The sequence below is a fragment of the Vibrio sp. HM8-C genome (assembly GCF_058630515.1).
The window spans coordinates 48,248-64,801 of record NZ_JBMMKS010000016.1 but is presented as its reverse complement, the minus strand read 5'-3'; the positions used below and the strand labels follow the sequence as shown (position 1 = coordinate 64,801).

13 protein-coding genes are annotated in these 16,554 nt (G+C 43.7%); 5 read left to right on the top strand and 8 right to left on the bottom strand.

All coding sequences use genetic code 11. The annotated features are described in order from the left end of the window. Position 1: 1 nt before the first annotated feature. A complete protein-coding gene (locus ACOSVQ_RS16855; RefSeq protein WP_491983642.1) occupies positions 2-451 on the bottom strand; it encodes a DUF1249 family protein in 450 nt (149 codons plus the stop codon). Continuing rightward, complete coding sequence (gene nudF / locus ACOSVQ_RS16850; RefSeq protein ID WP_491983641.1) at positions 439-1,068, bottom strand: ADP-ribose diphosphatase; 630 nt, start codon at positions 1,066-1,068, stop codon at positions 439-441. Before nudF ends, ACOSVQ_RS16855 begins: the two co-directional genes overlap by 13 nt. A gap of 246 nt (positions 1,069-1,314) precedes the next feature. On the opposite strand from nudF, the gene tolC reads away from it, so the two are divergent. After that, positions 1,315-2,652, top strand: a complete 1,338-nt coding sequence (gene tolC, locus ACOSVQ_RS16845; protein WP_491983640.1) for an outer membrane channel protein TolC — start codon at positions 1,315-1,317, stop codon at positions 2,650-2,652. Positions 2,653-2,734: 82 nt separating this feature from the next. On the opposite strand, the gene hldE is transcribed toward tolC, so the two are convergent. The 3 genes from hldE to ACOSVQ_RS16830 form a co-directional block, all read right to left on the bottom strand. Beyond that, the gene (gene hldE / locus ACOSVQ_RS16840) at positions 2,735-4,165 is read right to left on the bottom strand and encodes a bifunctional D-glycero-beta-D-manno-heptose-7-phosphate kinase/D-glycero-beta-D-manno-heptose 1-phosphate adenylyltransferase HldE (RefSeq protein WP_491983639.1); all 1,431 of its coding nucleotides are present in this window, start codon (positions 4,163-4,165) and stop codon (positions 2,735-2,737) included. Positions 4,166-4,249: 84 nt separating this feature from the next. Then, positions 4,250-7,096 (bottom strand): bifunctional [glutamate--ammonia ligase]-adenylyl-L-tyrosine phosphorylase/[glutamate--ammonia-ligase] adenylyltransferase, encoded by a 2,847-nt coding sequence (gene glnE / locus ACOSVQ_RS16835; protein WP_491983678.1) that lies wholly within the window; start codon positions 7,094-7,096, stop codon positions 4,250-4,252. Between the two features lie 147 nt (positions 7,097-7,243). Further along, a complete protein-coding gene (locus ACOSVQ_RS16830) occupies positions 7,244-8,500 on the bottom strand; it encodes a methyl-accepting chemotaxis protein (protein WP_491983638.1) in 1,257 nt (418 codons plus the stop codon). A gap of 117 nt (positions 8,501-8,617) precedes the next feature. Here ACOSVQ_RS16830 and ACOSVQ_RS16825 point away from each other — a divergent pair, with 117 nt between their 5' ends. After that, positions 8,618-9,394 carry a potassium channel family protein gene (locus tag ACOSVQ_RS16825; RefSeq protein ID WP_491983637.1) on the top strand — a complete coding sequence of 259 codons (777 nt, stop codon included), beginning with the start codon at positions 8,618-8,620 and terminating at the stop codon, positions 9,392-9,394. Between the two features lie 48 nt (positions 9,395-9,442). Here ACOSVQ_RS16825 and ACOSVQ_RS16820 read toward each other — a convergent pair whose 3' ends face one another. Then, complete coding sequence (locus ACOSVQ_RS16820) at positions 9,443-10,960, bottom strand: CYTH and CHAD domain-containing protein (RefSeq protein ID WP_491983677.1); 1,518 nt, start codon at positions 10,958-10,960, stop codon at positions 9,443-9,445. Between the two features lie 205 nt (positions 10,961-11,165). On the opposite strand from ACOSVQ_RS16820, the gene ACOSVQ_RS16815 reads away from it, so the two are divergent. From ACOSVQ_RS16815 to ACOSVQ_RS16805, 3 genes are all read left to right on the top strand, one after another. Continuing rightward, positions 11,166-11,846 carry a TIGR00153 family protein gene (locus ACOSVQ_RS16815; protein ID WP_491983636.1) on the top strand — a complete coding sequence of 227 codons (681 nt, stop codon included), beginning with the start codon at positions 11,166-11,168 and terminating at the stop codon, positions 11,844-11,846. 137 nt (positions 11,847-11,983) lie between these two features. Further along, positions 11,984-13,243: an inorganic phosphate transporter gene (locus tag ACOSVQ_RS16810; protein WP_491983635.1), complete on the top strand. Its 1,260-nt coding sequence runs from the start codon at positions 11,984-11,986 to the stop codon at positions 13,241-13,243. A gap of 156 nt (positions 13,244-13,399) precedes the next feature. Then, positions 13,400-14,008, top strand: a complete 609-nt coding sequence (locus ACOSVQ_RS16805) for a TIGR04211 family SH3 domain-containing protein (protein WP_491983634.1) — start codon at positions 13,400-13,402, stop codon at positions 14,006-14,008. A 90-nt stretch (positions 14,009-14,098) separates the two neighbouring features. On the opposite strand, the gene ACOSVQ_RS16800 is transcribed toward ACOSVQ_RS16805, so the two are convergent. Continuing rightward, on the bottom strand, positions 14,099-14,878 hold the full coding sequence (locus ACOSVQ_RS16800; protein ID WP_491983633.1) for a general secretion pathway protein GspB: 780 nt from the start codon (positions 14,876-14,878) through the stop codon (positions 14,099-14,101). Continuing rightward, positions 14,878-16,485: an ExeA family protein gene (locus ACOSVQ_RS16795; RefSeq protein ID WP_491983632.1), complete on the bottom strand. Its 1,608-nt coding sequence runs from the start codon at positions 16,483-16,485 to the stop codon at positions 14,878-14,880. Before ACOSVQ_RS16795 ends, ACOSVQ_RS16800 begins: the two co-directional genes overlap by 1 nt. Positions 16,486-16,554 lie beyond the last annotated feature (69 nt).

The following is a 16,554-nucleotide window of genomic DNA, read 5'->3' as shown; positions in this document are numbered from 1 at the left end:
ATTATGGATGACTAAAATTAATCGGCTGACGGCTAATACCGTGCTTCAAACAGAAGGTGAGCCAGTCACCTAAAAAGCGATTAATTTGTGCCTTTTCGTCTTTTTGTACCATTTTCTCATTTGGATAGTCATGACGAGCTTTTATCCTGCTGAGATGATCACTGGTGTGCACTTCTGCTACGCGAGCATCGTGGTACAGCCTGACAGACATGGTTGGTAATGGAAACACTGAAATATCATCACTTTGACAGATCTCCACCAAAGTTGTGTACTTTGTGACTTCTAGCACTTGAAGTTGGTAGGTCATTTGAGCAGCTTGGTAACAGCGTAAGTCATTGACACTTGGTTGCGTAGGCAGCAAAGCGTTTAACTTAGCGTAGTTTGTCTCATAAACTCGCATCAGCTCTTTTAGATCTACGTGATACGGTTTCTTCACCATTACTTCAGCCATTGAGTTCTCAAATTCTCGTAATTCAGTTCTAACCACTGTAGCGCAATAATAGAAGCACCATTTTCAATGACACCTTCTTTTACCAACTGATAAGCCTGTTGACGGCTCATCACATGTACTTTGATATCCTCACCTTCATAGTCTAAACCATGAATTCCTTTAGCTTGGGAGGAATCGACCTCACCGACGTAAACGTCTAATTTTTCAGAACATCCACCAGCCGAAGGGTAATAAGAAGTCACTGTTTCAATTCGGCCGATTTCAACACCAGCTTCCTCGACCGCCTCTCTTCTCACCACTTCAATAGCACTTTCGTCTCGATCGATGATGCCAGCAACAATTTCTAATTGCCAAGGTCGCTTTTGTTCGAGCGTTCCCACTCGGATCTGTTCAATGATAACCACTTGATCTCGAACAACATCGTAGGGCAGCAAAGCAGCAGCATGACCGCGTTCGAACAGCTCGCGCTCAATAGGTTCACTCCATCCGCCTTGAAAAAGCTTATGTTTGAAGCGATATTTCACCATACGGAAAAAACCTTGAAATAGTGTCTCTTTTGAGACGATTTCAATATCCTGTGACGTAAACTCACTTAATGGTTTATCAGTTTGTGACATTCGAGATCTCCCCCTATAAATAAAGGGCGGTTAAATACAGTAGTTTACTCGCGGTAATAGGTGACTTCCAAGGACATTGCTCAACTTTTTATATAAAAATTATATATATTTTTAAATGAAATAAAATTTATATTGCACACATGGATAGTTAAGTGTAAAAAAGTGCAAAGTTTCGAGTAAATTACAACCGAATTGGGTAAACTCTCGAAAAGCCCTCTCACTTCATAATAGGCAGGAATAGGACCAATGAAAAAACTGCTTCCAGTATTTATTAGCGTAGCTCTTGGCAGCTTTAGTGCTGCAGTATCGGCTGACGATCTTGCTCAGATTTACGATCAGGCGAAAGAAAACGACCCTCAATTACTGAGCGCAGCGGCACAGCGTGATGCAGCTTTTGAAGCAGTAACTTCAAGTCGTAGTAGCTTACTACCACAAATTAACTTAACTGCGGGTTACAACATTAACAGCAGTGACTATGACAAACGTGAAAGTGACAAACTCACTGCGGGCATCAGTTTCTCACAAGAACTATACAACCGCTCTAGCTGGGTAACACTCGATACTGCAGAGAAACAAGCTCGACAAGCAGATGCACAATATGCGGTAGTTCAACAATCTTTGATTCTGCGTACAGCTCAAGCATATTTCTCAGTACTGAGTGCACAAGACAGCCTAGAATTTGTTCGTGCAGAAAAAGCAGCCGTTGGTCGTCAACTAGAACAAACTAAACAACGTTTTGAAGTGGGTCTATCAGCAATTACTGACGTTCATGACGCTCAAGCTCAATACGATAGCGTATTGGCAGATGAAGTTTTAGCTGAAAACACATTGATCAACAGCTATGAATCTTTGCGTGAAATCACAGGTCAAGATCATAAAGATTTAAGTATTTTAGATACTGATCGTTTCTCTGCTAGCCCTTCAGCAACGTCTATGGACGCTTTGGTTGAAGAAGCGCAACAAAAGAACTTGTCTCTACTTTCTTCTCGTATTGCTCAAGATGTAGCGAAAGACAATATTTCTCTAGCAAGTTCAGGACACCTACCATCTCTAACTCTAGATGGCGGTTACGCATACGGTAAAGAGAACAACGAAGATTCAAGCTCTTACCTTGGCGAAGCGTACAACGATCTAAGTATTGGTATTAACCTTTCTGTTCCACTTTACACAGGTGGCAACGTTAGTTCGAAAACTAAACAAGCTGAGTTTGCTTATGTAGCGGCAAGCCAAGACTTAGAAGCGTCTTACCGCAGCGTAATCAAAGCTGTTCGTGCAAATAACAACAACATCAATGCCTCAATTGGTGCGTTACGTGCGTATGAACAATCAGTGATTTCTGCAAAATCAGCGCTAGAAGCAACAGAAGCAGGTTTCGATGTTGGTACACGTACTATTGTTGACGTACTTGATTCAACTCGTAGCTTGTACAACGCGAACAAAAACCTATCTACAGCTCGTTACGAATACATTCTGAGCGTGTTGCAACTTCGCCAAGCAGTGGGTTCTCTTTCTGAACAAGATATTCTTGATATCAACAGCGGTTTAAAAGCAGCGAAATCAACAAAAACTAAAGCGTCTTCGTAAGAAGCTCTTTTACTGATATAAAAAAACGCCAGCATGCTGGCGTTTTTTCTTTCTGAAAACTTCTATTCGCTGCTAAGAGTGTTTATCCTCTGCCGCCTTTGATAGCTTCAATGATTTCTGTAGTCGAACAACCATCTTCAAAGTTAAGCACTTTGACTTCACCACCTGCAGCAATCACTTCTTTACCACCAGCAATATCTTCTGGTTTGTAGTCGCCACCTTTCACTAGCAAGTCTGGTAATACTTCAGAAATCAGACGTTGAGGAGTGTCTTCACTAAATGGAACAACCCAATCCACAGCGCCAAGACCAGCCAATACTGCCATACGACGATCAGTTGGGTTTACTGGACGACCTGGGCCTTTCAAGCGTTTTACTGACTCATCAGTATTCACTGCAACGATTAGACGGTCACCTAACTCACCCGCATGATTCAAATAAGAAACATGACCTGCGTGTAGAATGTCGAAACAACCGTTGGTCATCACCACTTTTTCGCCACGTGCTTGTGCTTTACGCACCGCTTCAATCAGTGCGTTTTCGCTGATCACGCCATAGTCTGTGTCTTTGCTACCATGAATAGCTTCAGCAAGTTCAATAGTTGAGACAGTTGAAGTTCCCAGTTTACCGACCACAACGCCAGCGGCGGCGTTTGCTAGCGCACAAGCTTCATCTAAAGGCTTACCAGCAGCAACTGAAGATGCGAGTACAGAAATAACCGTATCACCGGCACCCGTTACGTCATACACCTCTTTAGCTTGAGTTGGCAGATGGAAAGGTTCCATGCCACGACGCAGTAGAGTCATACCGTGTTCGCTACGAGTAACTAGCAACGCATCAAGGTCAAACTTTTCAATCAGACCAAAACCCTTTTCAACCAAGTCTTGATCCGATTTCACTTTACCTACGACGCATTCAAATTCAGACAGGTTTGGAGTCAACAAAGTTGCACCACGGTAACGTTCAAAATCTGAACCTTTAGGGTCAATGAACACCGGAACATTTGCTGCGCGTGCTTTTTGAATGAACTGCTGAACATGCTCAAGTGCACCTTTAGCATAATCCGACAAAATGACCGCTTGCACGTTAGGCAACGCTTTTTCCATACGAGATAGAATCAATTCTGGATCAGTATTCTCAAACTTATCTTCAAAATCCAAACGGATAAGTTGCTGACCACGACTTAAAACACGAAGTTTGGTAATCGTTGGGTAATTTGGCAAAGCAACAAAGTCACAGGTCACTTTCAGTGATGTTAGTTTTTCACTCAGAACCTGAGCTGGCTCATCAATCCCAGTTAAACCAACGATATGCGCGTGACCACCCAGTGAAGCAATGTTCATCGCCACGTTTGCAGCACCACCTGGACGCTCTTCGTTGTGCTCTACTTTTACTACCGGTACAGGGGCTTCTGGTGAGATGCGACCAGTAGGGCCATGCCAGTATCTATCAAGCATGACGTCGCCGATAATTAACACCCCTGCATCACTATAGTCAGGTAGGATTGGTTTCATTATGGATCTCCAATAACTGTTTCTGGCCGGAGTTTATCACAGCCCTATAAGCGGCTAAAGCTATCTAATATCAGATATTGATGATTAACCTAGCCACTGATTCCAAACATGTTTTACAACTTCACGCTCGTTCACGAATTTACTTTCGTCAACATCAGCGTCTTGATTCACTAAATTGCGATGATGAATTTGGTCACGCATCGCTGTGTAAGCGTGGGTTAATGCCATCGCCTGCTCTTCTTCGAGTACACCTTGAATCAACAGCGATTCAAAGATGCGCACGTTATCAGACCAACGAGTTAACTTCGGTTGTTCATGGCTAAAACGTAAGACCAAGTACTGAGCCAAGAATTCAATGTCCGTAATTCCGCCTTCGTCTTGTTTGATCATAAAACGACCTGGCTTCTTACCTCCGAGGTGATCGCGCATTTTGATTCGCATATCCACCACCTCTTGCTTGAGTTTTTCTTCTTCCCTAGGCAAAGCCAAAATGTCATGACGAATTTTAGCAAAGGCTTCTTGCAAAGGCGCATCGCCAAAGATCATGCGAGCCCTTACTAACGCTTGGTGCTCCCAAGTCCATGCATCTTGGCGTTGGTAATCTTCAAACGCTTCTGTTGGACTCACGAGAAGCCCTGAAGCTCCAGATGGTCTCAAACGAGTGTCAACCTCGTATAGTATTCCAGAAGCCGTTCTCACTGAGAATATATGAACGATGCGTTGTGCTAAACGAAGATAAAACTGACGACCATCTATCTCTTTGACACCATCAGTGTAGGCGCTAACTGGACAGTCATGCATAAAAACAATATCGAGATCAGAGTTATAGCCAAGTTCCCAGCCGCCAACTTTGCCATAACCAATCACAGCAAAGCCCTTTCCTTCACGATCTTTTAAGTGAGTCGGTTCACCATATTTCGCGCTAACTTGCAGCCAAGCTTGATTGACTACAGCTTCTACAATTGCCTCAGCTAGGTAAGTCAAATGATCACTCACTTTCATCACAGGCAAAACATCCGCAATATCAGCGGCTGCAATTTTCAGAATACAAATTTGCTTAAACTGACGCAGCGCTTCCATCTGCTGTTCCATATCATCTTCGGGAATGCGTGCAAGGAAATCTCTCAGCTCCGTTTTATAACTTTCCAGAGGTATCGGATTATAGAGATGCTGAGGGTCAATCAACTCATCGAGCAGTATTGGATGACGAGCAAGTTGCTCAGAAATCATCGAACTGGCGGTACAGAGCCTAACCAATTGCACTAATGCGGCAGGGTGCTCATCAAGCAGTTCCAAATAGGTAGTACGGGTAGCAATACTATGCAGTAATGAGAGCACTCTCGATAAACCAAACTTGGCATCGGGATGATCAAATATCGCTTGATACACTTTTGGCATCAAGCGATTAAGCACTTCTCTACCACGAGGGCCAATGGTGCGCTTTGCTAAGTCATCTTTAAAGCCGATAATCGTATCCGCAATCTCCGTCGCATCTTGCATAGCCAGTTCATTTGTAACAATGCTTTCTATCAACTCTCTGTTGTGGCTCATATCCCACAGCTCATGGAAATGTGCAGCAAGCGTGCTTTCGTCTTGCTCATCTTCTTCGCCAATCAAAGCCGCAAACACAGCATGGACGTTAGCCATCTGCTGCTTCACTTGCTCATCCAGTTGGTGCCAAGACTCAAAACCCATAGCAAAGGCTAATCTCAATTGATCATCCGCTTTGTCTGGCAGTGTTTGAGTTTGCTTATCAGCTAAGGCTTGAAGGATATTTTCAAGGCGACGCAAAAAGTAATATGCCTCTCTTAACTGCTCGACTTCTTTTTTCTCTAACAGTTGTAATTCATCAATCGCATCAAGCGTTTCAAGTAACCCGCGATGGCGTAAGCTAGGCTCGCGTCCGCCACGAATCAGCTGGAATACTTGGGCAATGAACTCAATTTCTCGAATTCCACCCGCTCCTAATTTGATGTTGTTACTGAGCCCGCGACGACGCACTTCACTGCTGATCATCGACTTCATTCTGCGCAGTGACTGAATTGCACTGAAATCGATATAACGACGGAAAACAAATGGACGCAGCATCTGGCGAAGCTCTTGGTATTGCGAGTACATTTCTCGTCCCATCACTCGAGCTTTGACCATCGCATAGCGTTCCCAGTCTCTTCCCTGCTCCTGATAGTAATCTTCAAGAGCTGCATAACTCATTACCAGAGGGCCACTTTCCCCAAAAGGACGTAGTCTCATGTCAACGCGATAGCAGAAGCCATCGAAAGTTTGCTGATCGAGCATCTTTATGATGCGCTGACCTAGACGAGTAAAAAACTGAGCGTTAGAAATACTGCGACGATGCCCCTGAGTCTCACCGTTTTCGGGATAAGTAAAAATCAGATCAATGTCGGAAGAGAAATTGAGTTCACCGCCACCTAGCTTACCCATGCCCATAATCAGCATCGGCTGAGCTTCACCCTGTGTATTGCAAGGTGTCCCCCACTCTTGGCAGCACGCTTTGTATTGCCATTGGTAGGTTTCAAAAATCAGTGCTTCCGCCAGTTGAGACAAGTGTTCAAGGCTTTCATCTAGTGACCAAGTATTGATAAAATCGCGCCATGCGATATAGACCATTTCTCGGTTACGGAACTGACGCAAAATACGTAAACCACTCGTTTCATCACTACAAGCTGAAAGCTGCTCAAACAGACGTTCTCGGTAATATTCACAGCGAGATTTATCATTGAGCATATCGGGTAGCGTGCGACATAACGTTTCATCACGCATCAATGTTTCAAAGACAAACTTACTCAGCCCAATAACAGTTTTGAGCTGAGCCTGCTGCTCACTTCCCCAATCAGCAATCATTGACTGTTGTTCTAACAAGTGGCCGAACTGTTGAGTTGCATAATCTTCAAGCGGAGATGGCAATGGCATGATGTGTCCTTGTTGATGCTGAAAACCCGAAAAAGGTTTCATAACTATACCCAAACTGATTGAAGGGTATATCAAATTCAGTGTAATAAAAAACGCCCACAATCGAATTGTGGGCGCTTATTCATGACTTAATCGCGTAGAGAATGATTAAACTTTAAATTCAGTGATTTTGCTGTCTAGTTCTTGAGCATTCGCTTGCATCACTTCTGAAGTTTCAAGCAGTTCTGTCACTACCGTCACAGACGCTTCAACGAGCTCTCTTACGTTAGTTAAGTTCTGATTCATCTCTTCAGCGACACTGCTTTGCTGACCTGCTGCGGTAGCAATTTGGAAGTTCATATCATTAATTTGTTGAACCTGCGCTACGATGCCATCAAGCTCAGAACCCGCATTTGTCACAAGTTCTACGCCTTCTGCCACTTCTACCACACTCTTTTCCATCAGCTCTACTGCTGAGTTTGCACTGTTTTGAAGCTGAGAGATCATCTCTTGAATTTCTACGGTCGCTTTCTGAGTGCGCTGAGCCAGATTACGAACTTCATCGGCAACTACAGCAAAGCCACGTCCAGCCTCACCTGCACGCGCAGCTTCAATCGCTGCGTTCAAAGCTAGCAAGTTGGTTTGTTCTGAAATACTTTGAATTGTACCGACAACGCTACTGATTGATTCAACGCGTTCTTCAACTTGGTTAACTGCTTGAGCGGATTTAGAGATATCTTTCGATAGCTCACTCATCTTGCCAACCGTGCTTTTCACAAATCGTTGCCCAGTCTGTGCTTGTTTAGATGCATTTTCTGTCAAAGAAGAAGCACTTTGAGCGTGCCCAGCAACAGTTTGTACTGTCGATGACATTTCACTCATTGCTGTCGCAAGCTGATCAATTTCATTAAATTCTTCTTGAGCGGATTCTTTGGTTTCAGACATGCTGAGGGTCATGATTTCCGTCATCGCGGTAAGCTCTTGAGAGGCATCCACTTGAGCAAGAATCAATTCTTTCAATTGAAGACGAGTTTTTTCTAGCTCACGAGCAACATCACCGTACTCATCTTTACATTCCATATCGATTACAGAAGATAAATCACGACGAGCCATCTGTTTGATCGATTCACTAAGATATTGTGTTTGGCGCAACATGATTCGAGCAGCGAAAAGCAGCAACACAACAAAGACAAGGATCAACAAACCTGTTTGCCAAATCACCTGCACGATGTAGTCGTCATAATGTTGTTGAGCGACTTCTGCATTTTGGGTTGCTGCAAAAAGAGCGTTATAAAAGGTGTGAGCATCCCAAAGCTGCTTACCGATGATCAGTAACGTACTGAACACCATCAGCATTACCATCTTAGGAACAAGGCGAACATTCGTAATTACTCGTTCCCATGGCTTAAATGCCATTGTTGTCATTGTCATGCCTCCACAATGTTTTATATATTGAGAAATGTCTTATATTGAAAAAATCACTTATTTATCACTAAAACAGTGAACAAATCTTCACGCACTTTGAATTATTTCGAGCCTCGTATGAAAAACGATAGTATCAAAGATGAAACAAAACCTATGGGATTGTTGTCACTCATTTTGTCTTTCTTAGCTCTATTTGTGATCTCCGGCTTACTATTTTTTCCAATAGAGCCAGAAATGCGCCACTTACTTATCGGCCTAGACTTTCTTATATGTAGTATTTTCATCCTACAACTTTGCGTAGATTTGATCCGATCCGCAGATCGGGTGAAATTTATGAAAACCCACTGGATCGATTTTCTCGCCAGTATTCCGATGATTGAGCCTTTGCGATACGCACGGATCTTCCAAATTCTTCGCATAATTTTAGTTGTTCGTTCAGGAAGAGCCATCTTGAAACAGTTATTGGCAAATAAAAGAGAAACCACTATTGCCTCTATTTTGCTATTGCTGGTATTGATGATGACGTTAGGCTCTAGCTTTATGCTGTTTGTCGAATCAAAAGATCCTCATGCCAATATTCAATCTGGTGGCGATGCTTTGTGGTGGGCGTTGGTGACTATTTCGACGGTAGGATACGGGGATCATTTCCCAGTGACCACTGCGGGAAGATTGATCGCAACCGCTATGATCCTGTGTGGGGTTGGTATATTCGGTATGATCTCTGGATTGATCACCTCATTGCTTACTTCCCCTGACAAAAAGCAATTATTGCATGCACAAAGAGATCAAGAGCTGCTGCATCAGATAGTGCTTCAACAAAATGAGATATTGCGTCGGGTTGGAAAACTCGAGCACAAGTTAGACGATTCGCAACACTCTAAATTGACGAAGTAAAAAAAAGGGATACCTAAAGGTATCCCTGATTCACTGTCCAGTGTGCGATTAGTCTCGCCAATACGGATGCGCTTCAACACCAATGATTCGTGTCTGTTCCATCGCATGTAGAATCGAGTTTTCTTGGCGGATCAGCCAGCGTTGCAACTGTTCTTTCTCTTCCCCTTCCAACTTATCAACAAAAGGCTCAAGCGTTCTCAAGGTTAATAAGTCATCAATACCGTGCAATAAATCTGCCCAAGGCATACGGAATGAATTGCGCTCCTCAGCGTCATACAGACTTGCTAAACCGATTCCGGTATAGAGATTTCGCATTAATCGATATTGCTGATCAATGTACTCTTGGCTCGATAAATGACTCTCAGGAGGGAAAGACTCCATCAGCTCTGCCCATGTTCTGTCTAGTTGCTTTGCCGAGAAACGAAGAATATTGGTTGCCATTTTCTCACGAGCTTTCTCATCGAGAAACGGCTGCCATCCACGAGTTAAAATCCAACGGCTCAAATCCAGCAGCAGACCTGTGTAGCGTGCAGAGTTCAGTAAACGTAAGTTCTCTTCTCTCTGCGGCAAAGCATCTTGCTGCTCTTTCAAACCTGAGATTAGAAACTTACGAGCATCTAGCTTGCGTAGTGCATACCCTTTATCTTCAAGCAGATCCTCAAGGTAATCGTAAGTTTTCAGCCAGCTTAGCTCTTCTTCAAGCCACTTCAATTCTTGGCGCAAAATAGCGCTGGCTCTACGAGGAACCACTCCGCCATAAATGCTAAGAATTTGGCGAATCAAACGAATGCTGTTACTGATTTCATGAAGAGCCGGAATCGAATCACGTTCAGTATAAATTTGTTCATGGTAATGCCAGTGAGACAAAGCATGCTCAAGCGAATTAATCAGACAGTACTCAACGCTGTCTTGGCTGCTAGTGTTAACCAAACTCAGTGGTTTAACTTCATCACCAGGGTAATCAGCCGCTAGACGATAGCCTCTAGCCGCCTTACTCAAATTACCTAAACGCATACCGCCGTTATCACAGAACTGGCGAGCTAAGGTAAACAAAGCATCGGTTTGACCTGATTTCAGTTCTAATTCCACTTCGCAAATGGGGTACTCTTTTTCCCCAGCAATGACTAAACCTTGGTCAAAAGCAACTTCAACCTGACTGCCATCTGGCATACCAATAAGCCACTGTTCACGAGTAAAATTGGTTGAGAAAAGAGCGTTAAGCTCAGATTGCAGAACGTCAACCTCTTTGCCTTGAGGCCAAATATCAGCAGGGTGAAGTGATAATTTAGGTTCATTGCTTTGGTGTTCAGCATTGAATTCTGGTCTTTGATGTAAGCCTGCAACTACGCGCCCTGCGGTCTTTACTGTTTGAACATACACATCATCGAAGCGGCGAATTCTTAACCCAATATCGTGTTGACGTAACCAATTATCAGGAGTATCAAAATACGTATTACCTAACTCACGACAACTGTGCTGAAGTACTTTGGTATCAGAAATTTTTTGGCGTAAAACCTCGGAAAATTCTGGTGAAACAAAAAACTTCAGTTCTATCTCGGTTTCCATACTTAACCCTTTCAAAGCAGATACCGAAAGGATATTGCCTAAAACGCAGCGGAGCAAGAGTGAAATATAGAAGGTTTGATGATCTAAAACAGTTTTCATGACACTGTTAATGGGTTAACATGCGCGCCTTTATAGCCATCGCTCAACATTTAGCCATAGAATGGTGTATGTTTTTATAAGGTTATAGTTATTAGGTTGAATGACCATGCCAGTAAATACAATTATGGGGTTATTTGCAAAGTCCCCTATAAAGCCTTTGCAACGACACGTAGTGTGTGTGAATGAATGCTGTTCTCATCTAGTGCCATTCTTTGAAGTATGTGCAACTGGAGATTGGGAAAAAGCAGCTGAGATCCGTGCACAGATTTCTCACCTAGAGAAAGAAGCTGACGTGTTAAAGCGCGAAATTCGCCTTAAACTTCCTCGTGGTTTGTTTATGCCTGTAGACCGTACAGACATGCTCGAACTTCTCACTCAGCAAGATAAACTTGCCAACCTAGCAAAAGACATTTCAGGTCGTGTTGTAGGTCGTCAACTTATCATTCCTGAGCCTCTCCAAGCTGACTTTCTTATTTACGTAAAACGTTGCCTAGATGCAGCGGATCAAGCGCAGAAAGTTATCAACGAGCTAGACGAATTGTTAGAAACTGGTTTCAAAGGCCGTGAAGTAACACTCGTAGCTGAAATGATTCATCAATTGGATGAGATCGAAGACGACACTGATGCTATTCAGGTACGTCTACGTCAAAAGCTAAGAACCCTAGAATCTACGCTAAATCCGATTGACGTTATGTTCTTATACAAGATTTTTGAATGGGTTGGCGGTATCGCTGATCAGGCGCAGCGCGTTGGTGCTCGCCTAGAAGTGATGCTTTCTCGCTCATAAATTTAAAGTTAACCAAATAACTAAGAGCTATTTTACTAAACAGATGTAAGCGTTAAAGAATTTATCGCCAACGGTTTAAATTCGTGCCTAAAACACGAAAAAATAGCTCCGCTTGTTATAAACAACTAGGTATAAAGATGGATATCCTTGCTAACTACGGCACTGTCCTGATTATTGTTGCGGCCATTTTTGGTTTCTTAATGGCTATCGGTATTGGTGCGAACGACGTTGCAAACGCAATGGGAACATCAGTTGGTTCCAAAGCTCTAACCGTTAAACAAGCGATTCTTATCGCGATGGTGTTCGAATTTGCAGGTGCTTATTTAGCCGGCGGTGAAGTAACTGACACAATTCGTCAGGGTGTTATTGACACATCACTGTTCGCAAATCATCCTGACGTTCTTATTTACGGCATGATGTCAGCTCTTCTAGCAGCAGGTACATGGTTACTGCTTGCTTCATACATGGGTTGGCCAGTATCAACGACTCACTCAATCATCGGTGCGATCATCGGTTTCGCATGTGTATCTTTCGGTACAGAAGCGGTGGATTGGAGCTCAGTGAAAGGCATCGTTGGTAGCTGGATTGTTACCCCTCTGATTTCAGGTATTTTTGCCTACTTCATCTTCATTAGTGCTCAACGCCTAATTTTCGATACAGAAAAACCGCTTCTCAACGCTAAGCGCTTTGTTCCAGTGTACATGTTCATCACTACTATGGTGATTGCACTAGTAACCATTAAGAAAGGTCTTAAGCACGTTGGCTTACATCTTTCTAACACAGAAGCTTGGATTTGGTCTGCTGGCGTATCTGCACTTGTGATGGTAGGTGGTTACCTATATATCCAGAAGAAATTCGCTAACCGCGAAGATGACCACAGCTTTTCTGGTGTAGAGAGCATCTTCAGCGTATTGATGGTTATCACAGCTTGTGCAATGGCATTCGCTCACGGTTCAAACGACGTTGCAAACGCGATCGGTCCACTGTCTGCGGTTGTATCAACAATTGAACACATGGGTGAAATCTCAGCGAAAAGCGCGATTGCTTGGTGGATTCTACCTCTAGGTGGCTTCGGTATCGTAGTTGGTCTTGCAACTATGGGCCATAAAGTAATGGCGACGGTTGGTACTGGTATTACAGAATTAACACCTAGCCGTGGTTTCGCAGCTCAGCTAGCAACAGCATCAACAGTAGTATTGGCGTCTGGTACAGGTTTACCAATCTCAACAACACAAACATTAGTGGGTGCGGTTCTGGGTGTTGGTTTCGCTCGCGGCATCGCAGCTCTTAACCTAGGCGTGGTTCGTAACATCGTTGCTTCTTGGATTGTAACGCTGCCAGCAGGTGCTTTACTTGCTGTTGTGTTCTTCTACGCGATTCAAGGTATCTTTGCTTAATTGATTAAGTCAGTACTTTGTTAAGGCGATGTCATTATTGACTCAAACGCACATAAAGGGAGGCTTTGCCTCCCTTCTTTGTTGCACGCGAATAAGAAACTTTTTACTATTTGCCACATGAGTGTAAAGCTTCAATTTATTACTAAGGGATTTACCGTGAAAAAACTTATCTGCATGGTGTTATTTTCCATGTTAGCAAGCCCTGCGTTTGCACAAGACCGCTACATCGCCGATAAGCTGTTTACATATATGCATTCTGGTCCAAGCAACCAATATCGTATTATCGGCAGCATTGACGCAGGTGAGAAAGTACAGCTAGTTTCAACCAATAAAGAAAACGACTACAGCGAAGTTGTCGATTCTCGTGGTCGTAAAGGTTGGGTTGAAAGCCGTTTTGTGACTCGTGAAGTGAGTATGGCAGTACGTCTTCCACAACTTGAGAAAGAACTAGCGCAGGTAAAATCTCAGCTAGCAAATGCACGTCAAAGTGCTGACTCTGAAAAAGCAGGTTTAGTTGAATCTCTAGACGTTCGTAACCAACAAATAGCGCAGCTAGAACAAAACTACGGTGACATCAGCAAACAGCTCACATCGTCTCAAACGGAGATCCGTGAACTACGCGCTAAACTAGATACGCAAAAAGAAGACCTGCTACTGAAATACTTCACTTATGGCGGTGGTGTTGCAGGTATTGGTTTACTACTGGGTCTAATTCTTCCACACATTATTCCACGACGTAAACGCAACCCAGCAGGCTGGGCGTAAGGTCTCACGAAATGGAAAAAGGTCACTCGATAGTGACCTTTTTTATTACTCTGACCATGTATGAAACGAAGTTGAACGCCAACTGAAGACTTAGCCTTGCCAATGATAAAGTGCGGGGATTTCTATCAATTGCTGCTCAATCTGCACCAATGTTGTCTGAGGATTGATTTCCACCAGCTTCACCCCACTCATTAGCTCGTCGCCTTCGTGATACTCAACACCATTCATTTTTATCCAACGCTTACTGACCGAGCTTGCATAAACATGTGTCTGAAAATCCATTGCAGGAAGACGTCCTGAATACTTGTCCGCATTTTGCACCAGAGATTGCGCTTTAGAATTAACACTGCTAGAAGGTGCCTCACTGCTCTTTAACGCAGATTCAACCCTCATCGCCAGAGCAGGAGATAAACCACTGAGATCGAGCTGTTCCAAATCCAGTGACGAACTGTCATTCTCTTTTTGATTCGCTGGTTTAGTTTCTACAACTTTTGCTACAGAAGCAGCATCGAGTTTCTGCGCTTCATCTGAAACGACATACGAAGATTCATTCACATCATTAGAGGTCACATAAGTACTTTTAAGCTCGCCAAACTGTGGGTAAGGTAAATATTCAACCGGAGCCGAAACTTGCTCAACGGCAGCAGGTTGATTCAACACGATCTGGATACTCTCTTGTTGGGACTGATAACTCTGGTAGCTTAGAACCGATACCGTCACCACACTTGGCGCAATCAACATTACCCCATGGTACCAGCGAAACTGCTTTCTCTTTGCTCGGGATAACTCAGCAGGTTGATACCCGGTAGCCACGGTGTTAAATCGGTAGCCTTGGTCTGACGATTTAAGCGCATTGATCACTTGAGACATTACGCTCCTCCTAACAATTTAGATGCATCTAATTTGGGAGCATCTTGCTGCGTAAGCAGCTCTAAACGACGCAATGTCTGTTCACCGGCAATGCCATCAACATACATATTCTGCCAACGTTGGAATAGGGAAACCTTGCGTTTGACGTCTTCATCAAACACTTTCGTTTCTCGCTCCGGTTCACCTAAAGCTTGTGAGAGTTTGCGATCCAAAAGTACGACTTCCTCTCCTTTCATTCCACTCTTTAAAGTTTGCGTGAAGCTAGATTGCCAAGTTAAATGAAACTCTCCTTTCCATAACGGTGAAATCCATTCTTTTGCAATACGGATATGCTCACCATTCACTAACAGCTCTAGATTTTCGCCATCCACCCGATACAGCACTGCATAGCTGAGCTTGTTGGCTACTTCAAGTGTTAGTACTACCGGCATATTTAGCTGAGCAAGTGTCTGCCAGTCGCCATGACTAGGCATGCACTGTAAGAGAGAAAAGGTATCTGACTGACAAAAAGTATCGGTCACAGAAGCTTGATACCCCCAGACGGCATAAAGAGAACGTAATGCAGATGCTAAGTCAGTCGCTTCGACAAGAGTGTTTTCCACCCGCATAGGAAATACCATTTCTTGTTGTGCCGCTTTGGCTTCTGGCAGTGGCCACGCAGATGCAACCTGATTATGTATTAATGGTGGCAGCCAATAAGCGCTAGCCGCTGCTAGAGCAAGCCCAATCAATGAACACGTGACTGCAAGAGAAGGAAATCGAGATACAGCTTTTTCATCAGCATCCTGATACACGGTTGACTGAAAGCTCATCACTTGCTGACTCGCCCATTTCACTCGCTCTAAACTTGGCTCTTTTTCACTAGCCTGAAAAGCGCCTTTCAATGTGTTGTCACACACCAAATTAATCAGTCTTGGGATTCCATGAGTTTGGTGAGCAATCCATTTAGCACATTTGCTTGAGAACAGATTGCCATCACCTCCTGCTTGTTGCAGGCGAAAACGGATGTAGTGAGCCGTTTCATTCTCGTCGAGCGGCAGTAAATGATATCGCCCCGTAATGCGCTGCGCTAACTGACGAAGTTGCGGCAATTGGAGTTTTTGTTGCAGCTCAGGCTGACCTATCAATAGTACTTTCAACAGCTTTCGGCTGTCTGTTTCCAGATTGGTCAACAATCTCAGTTGCTCTAACACATCAGGTGCAAGGTGCTGCGCTTCATCGATAATGAGCAGGATTTGAATACCAGCAGCATGCTTTTCCAACAGGAACTGATAAAGAGCCTGACTGAGCTTTTTAATAGTCGCTTTCTTACCATAGCTGACGGAAAACTCGTCGCAAATCGCTTCCAACAATTCCTGCTCAGAAAAGGTAGGATTCAATATGAATCCAGCTTGGGTATTGGCAGGTAAATTATCCAGAATGGCTTTTGCTACCGTTGTTTTCCCTGTCCCAACTTCGCCAGTCAGCATAGCAAAACCACCACCGTCACCTAATCCATCCTGCAGATGAAAAATGGCCTCTTGGTGGCGTTGGCTAAGATACAAATAGCGAGAGTTCGGAACAATTGAGAAAGGTAACTCAGCAAAACCGAAAAATTGTTGATACATACTCCTGCCTCTATCAAAGTGATTAAGCGCAAAGTATCATTGCCGCAGATGATTATCCAATGACATTCA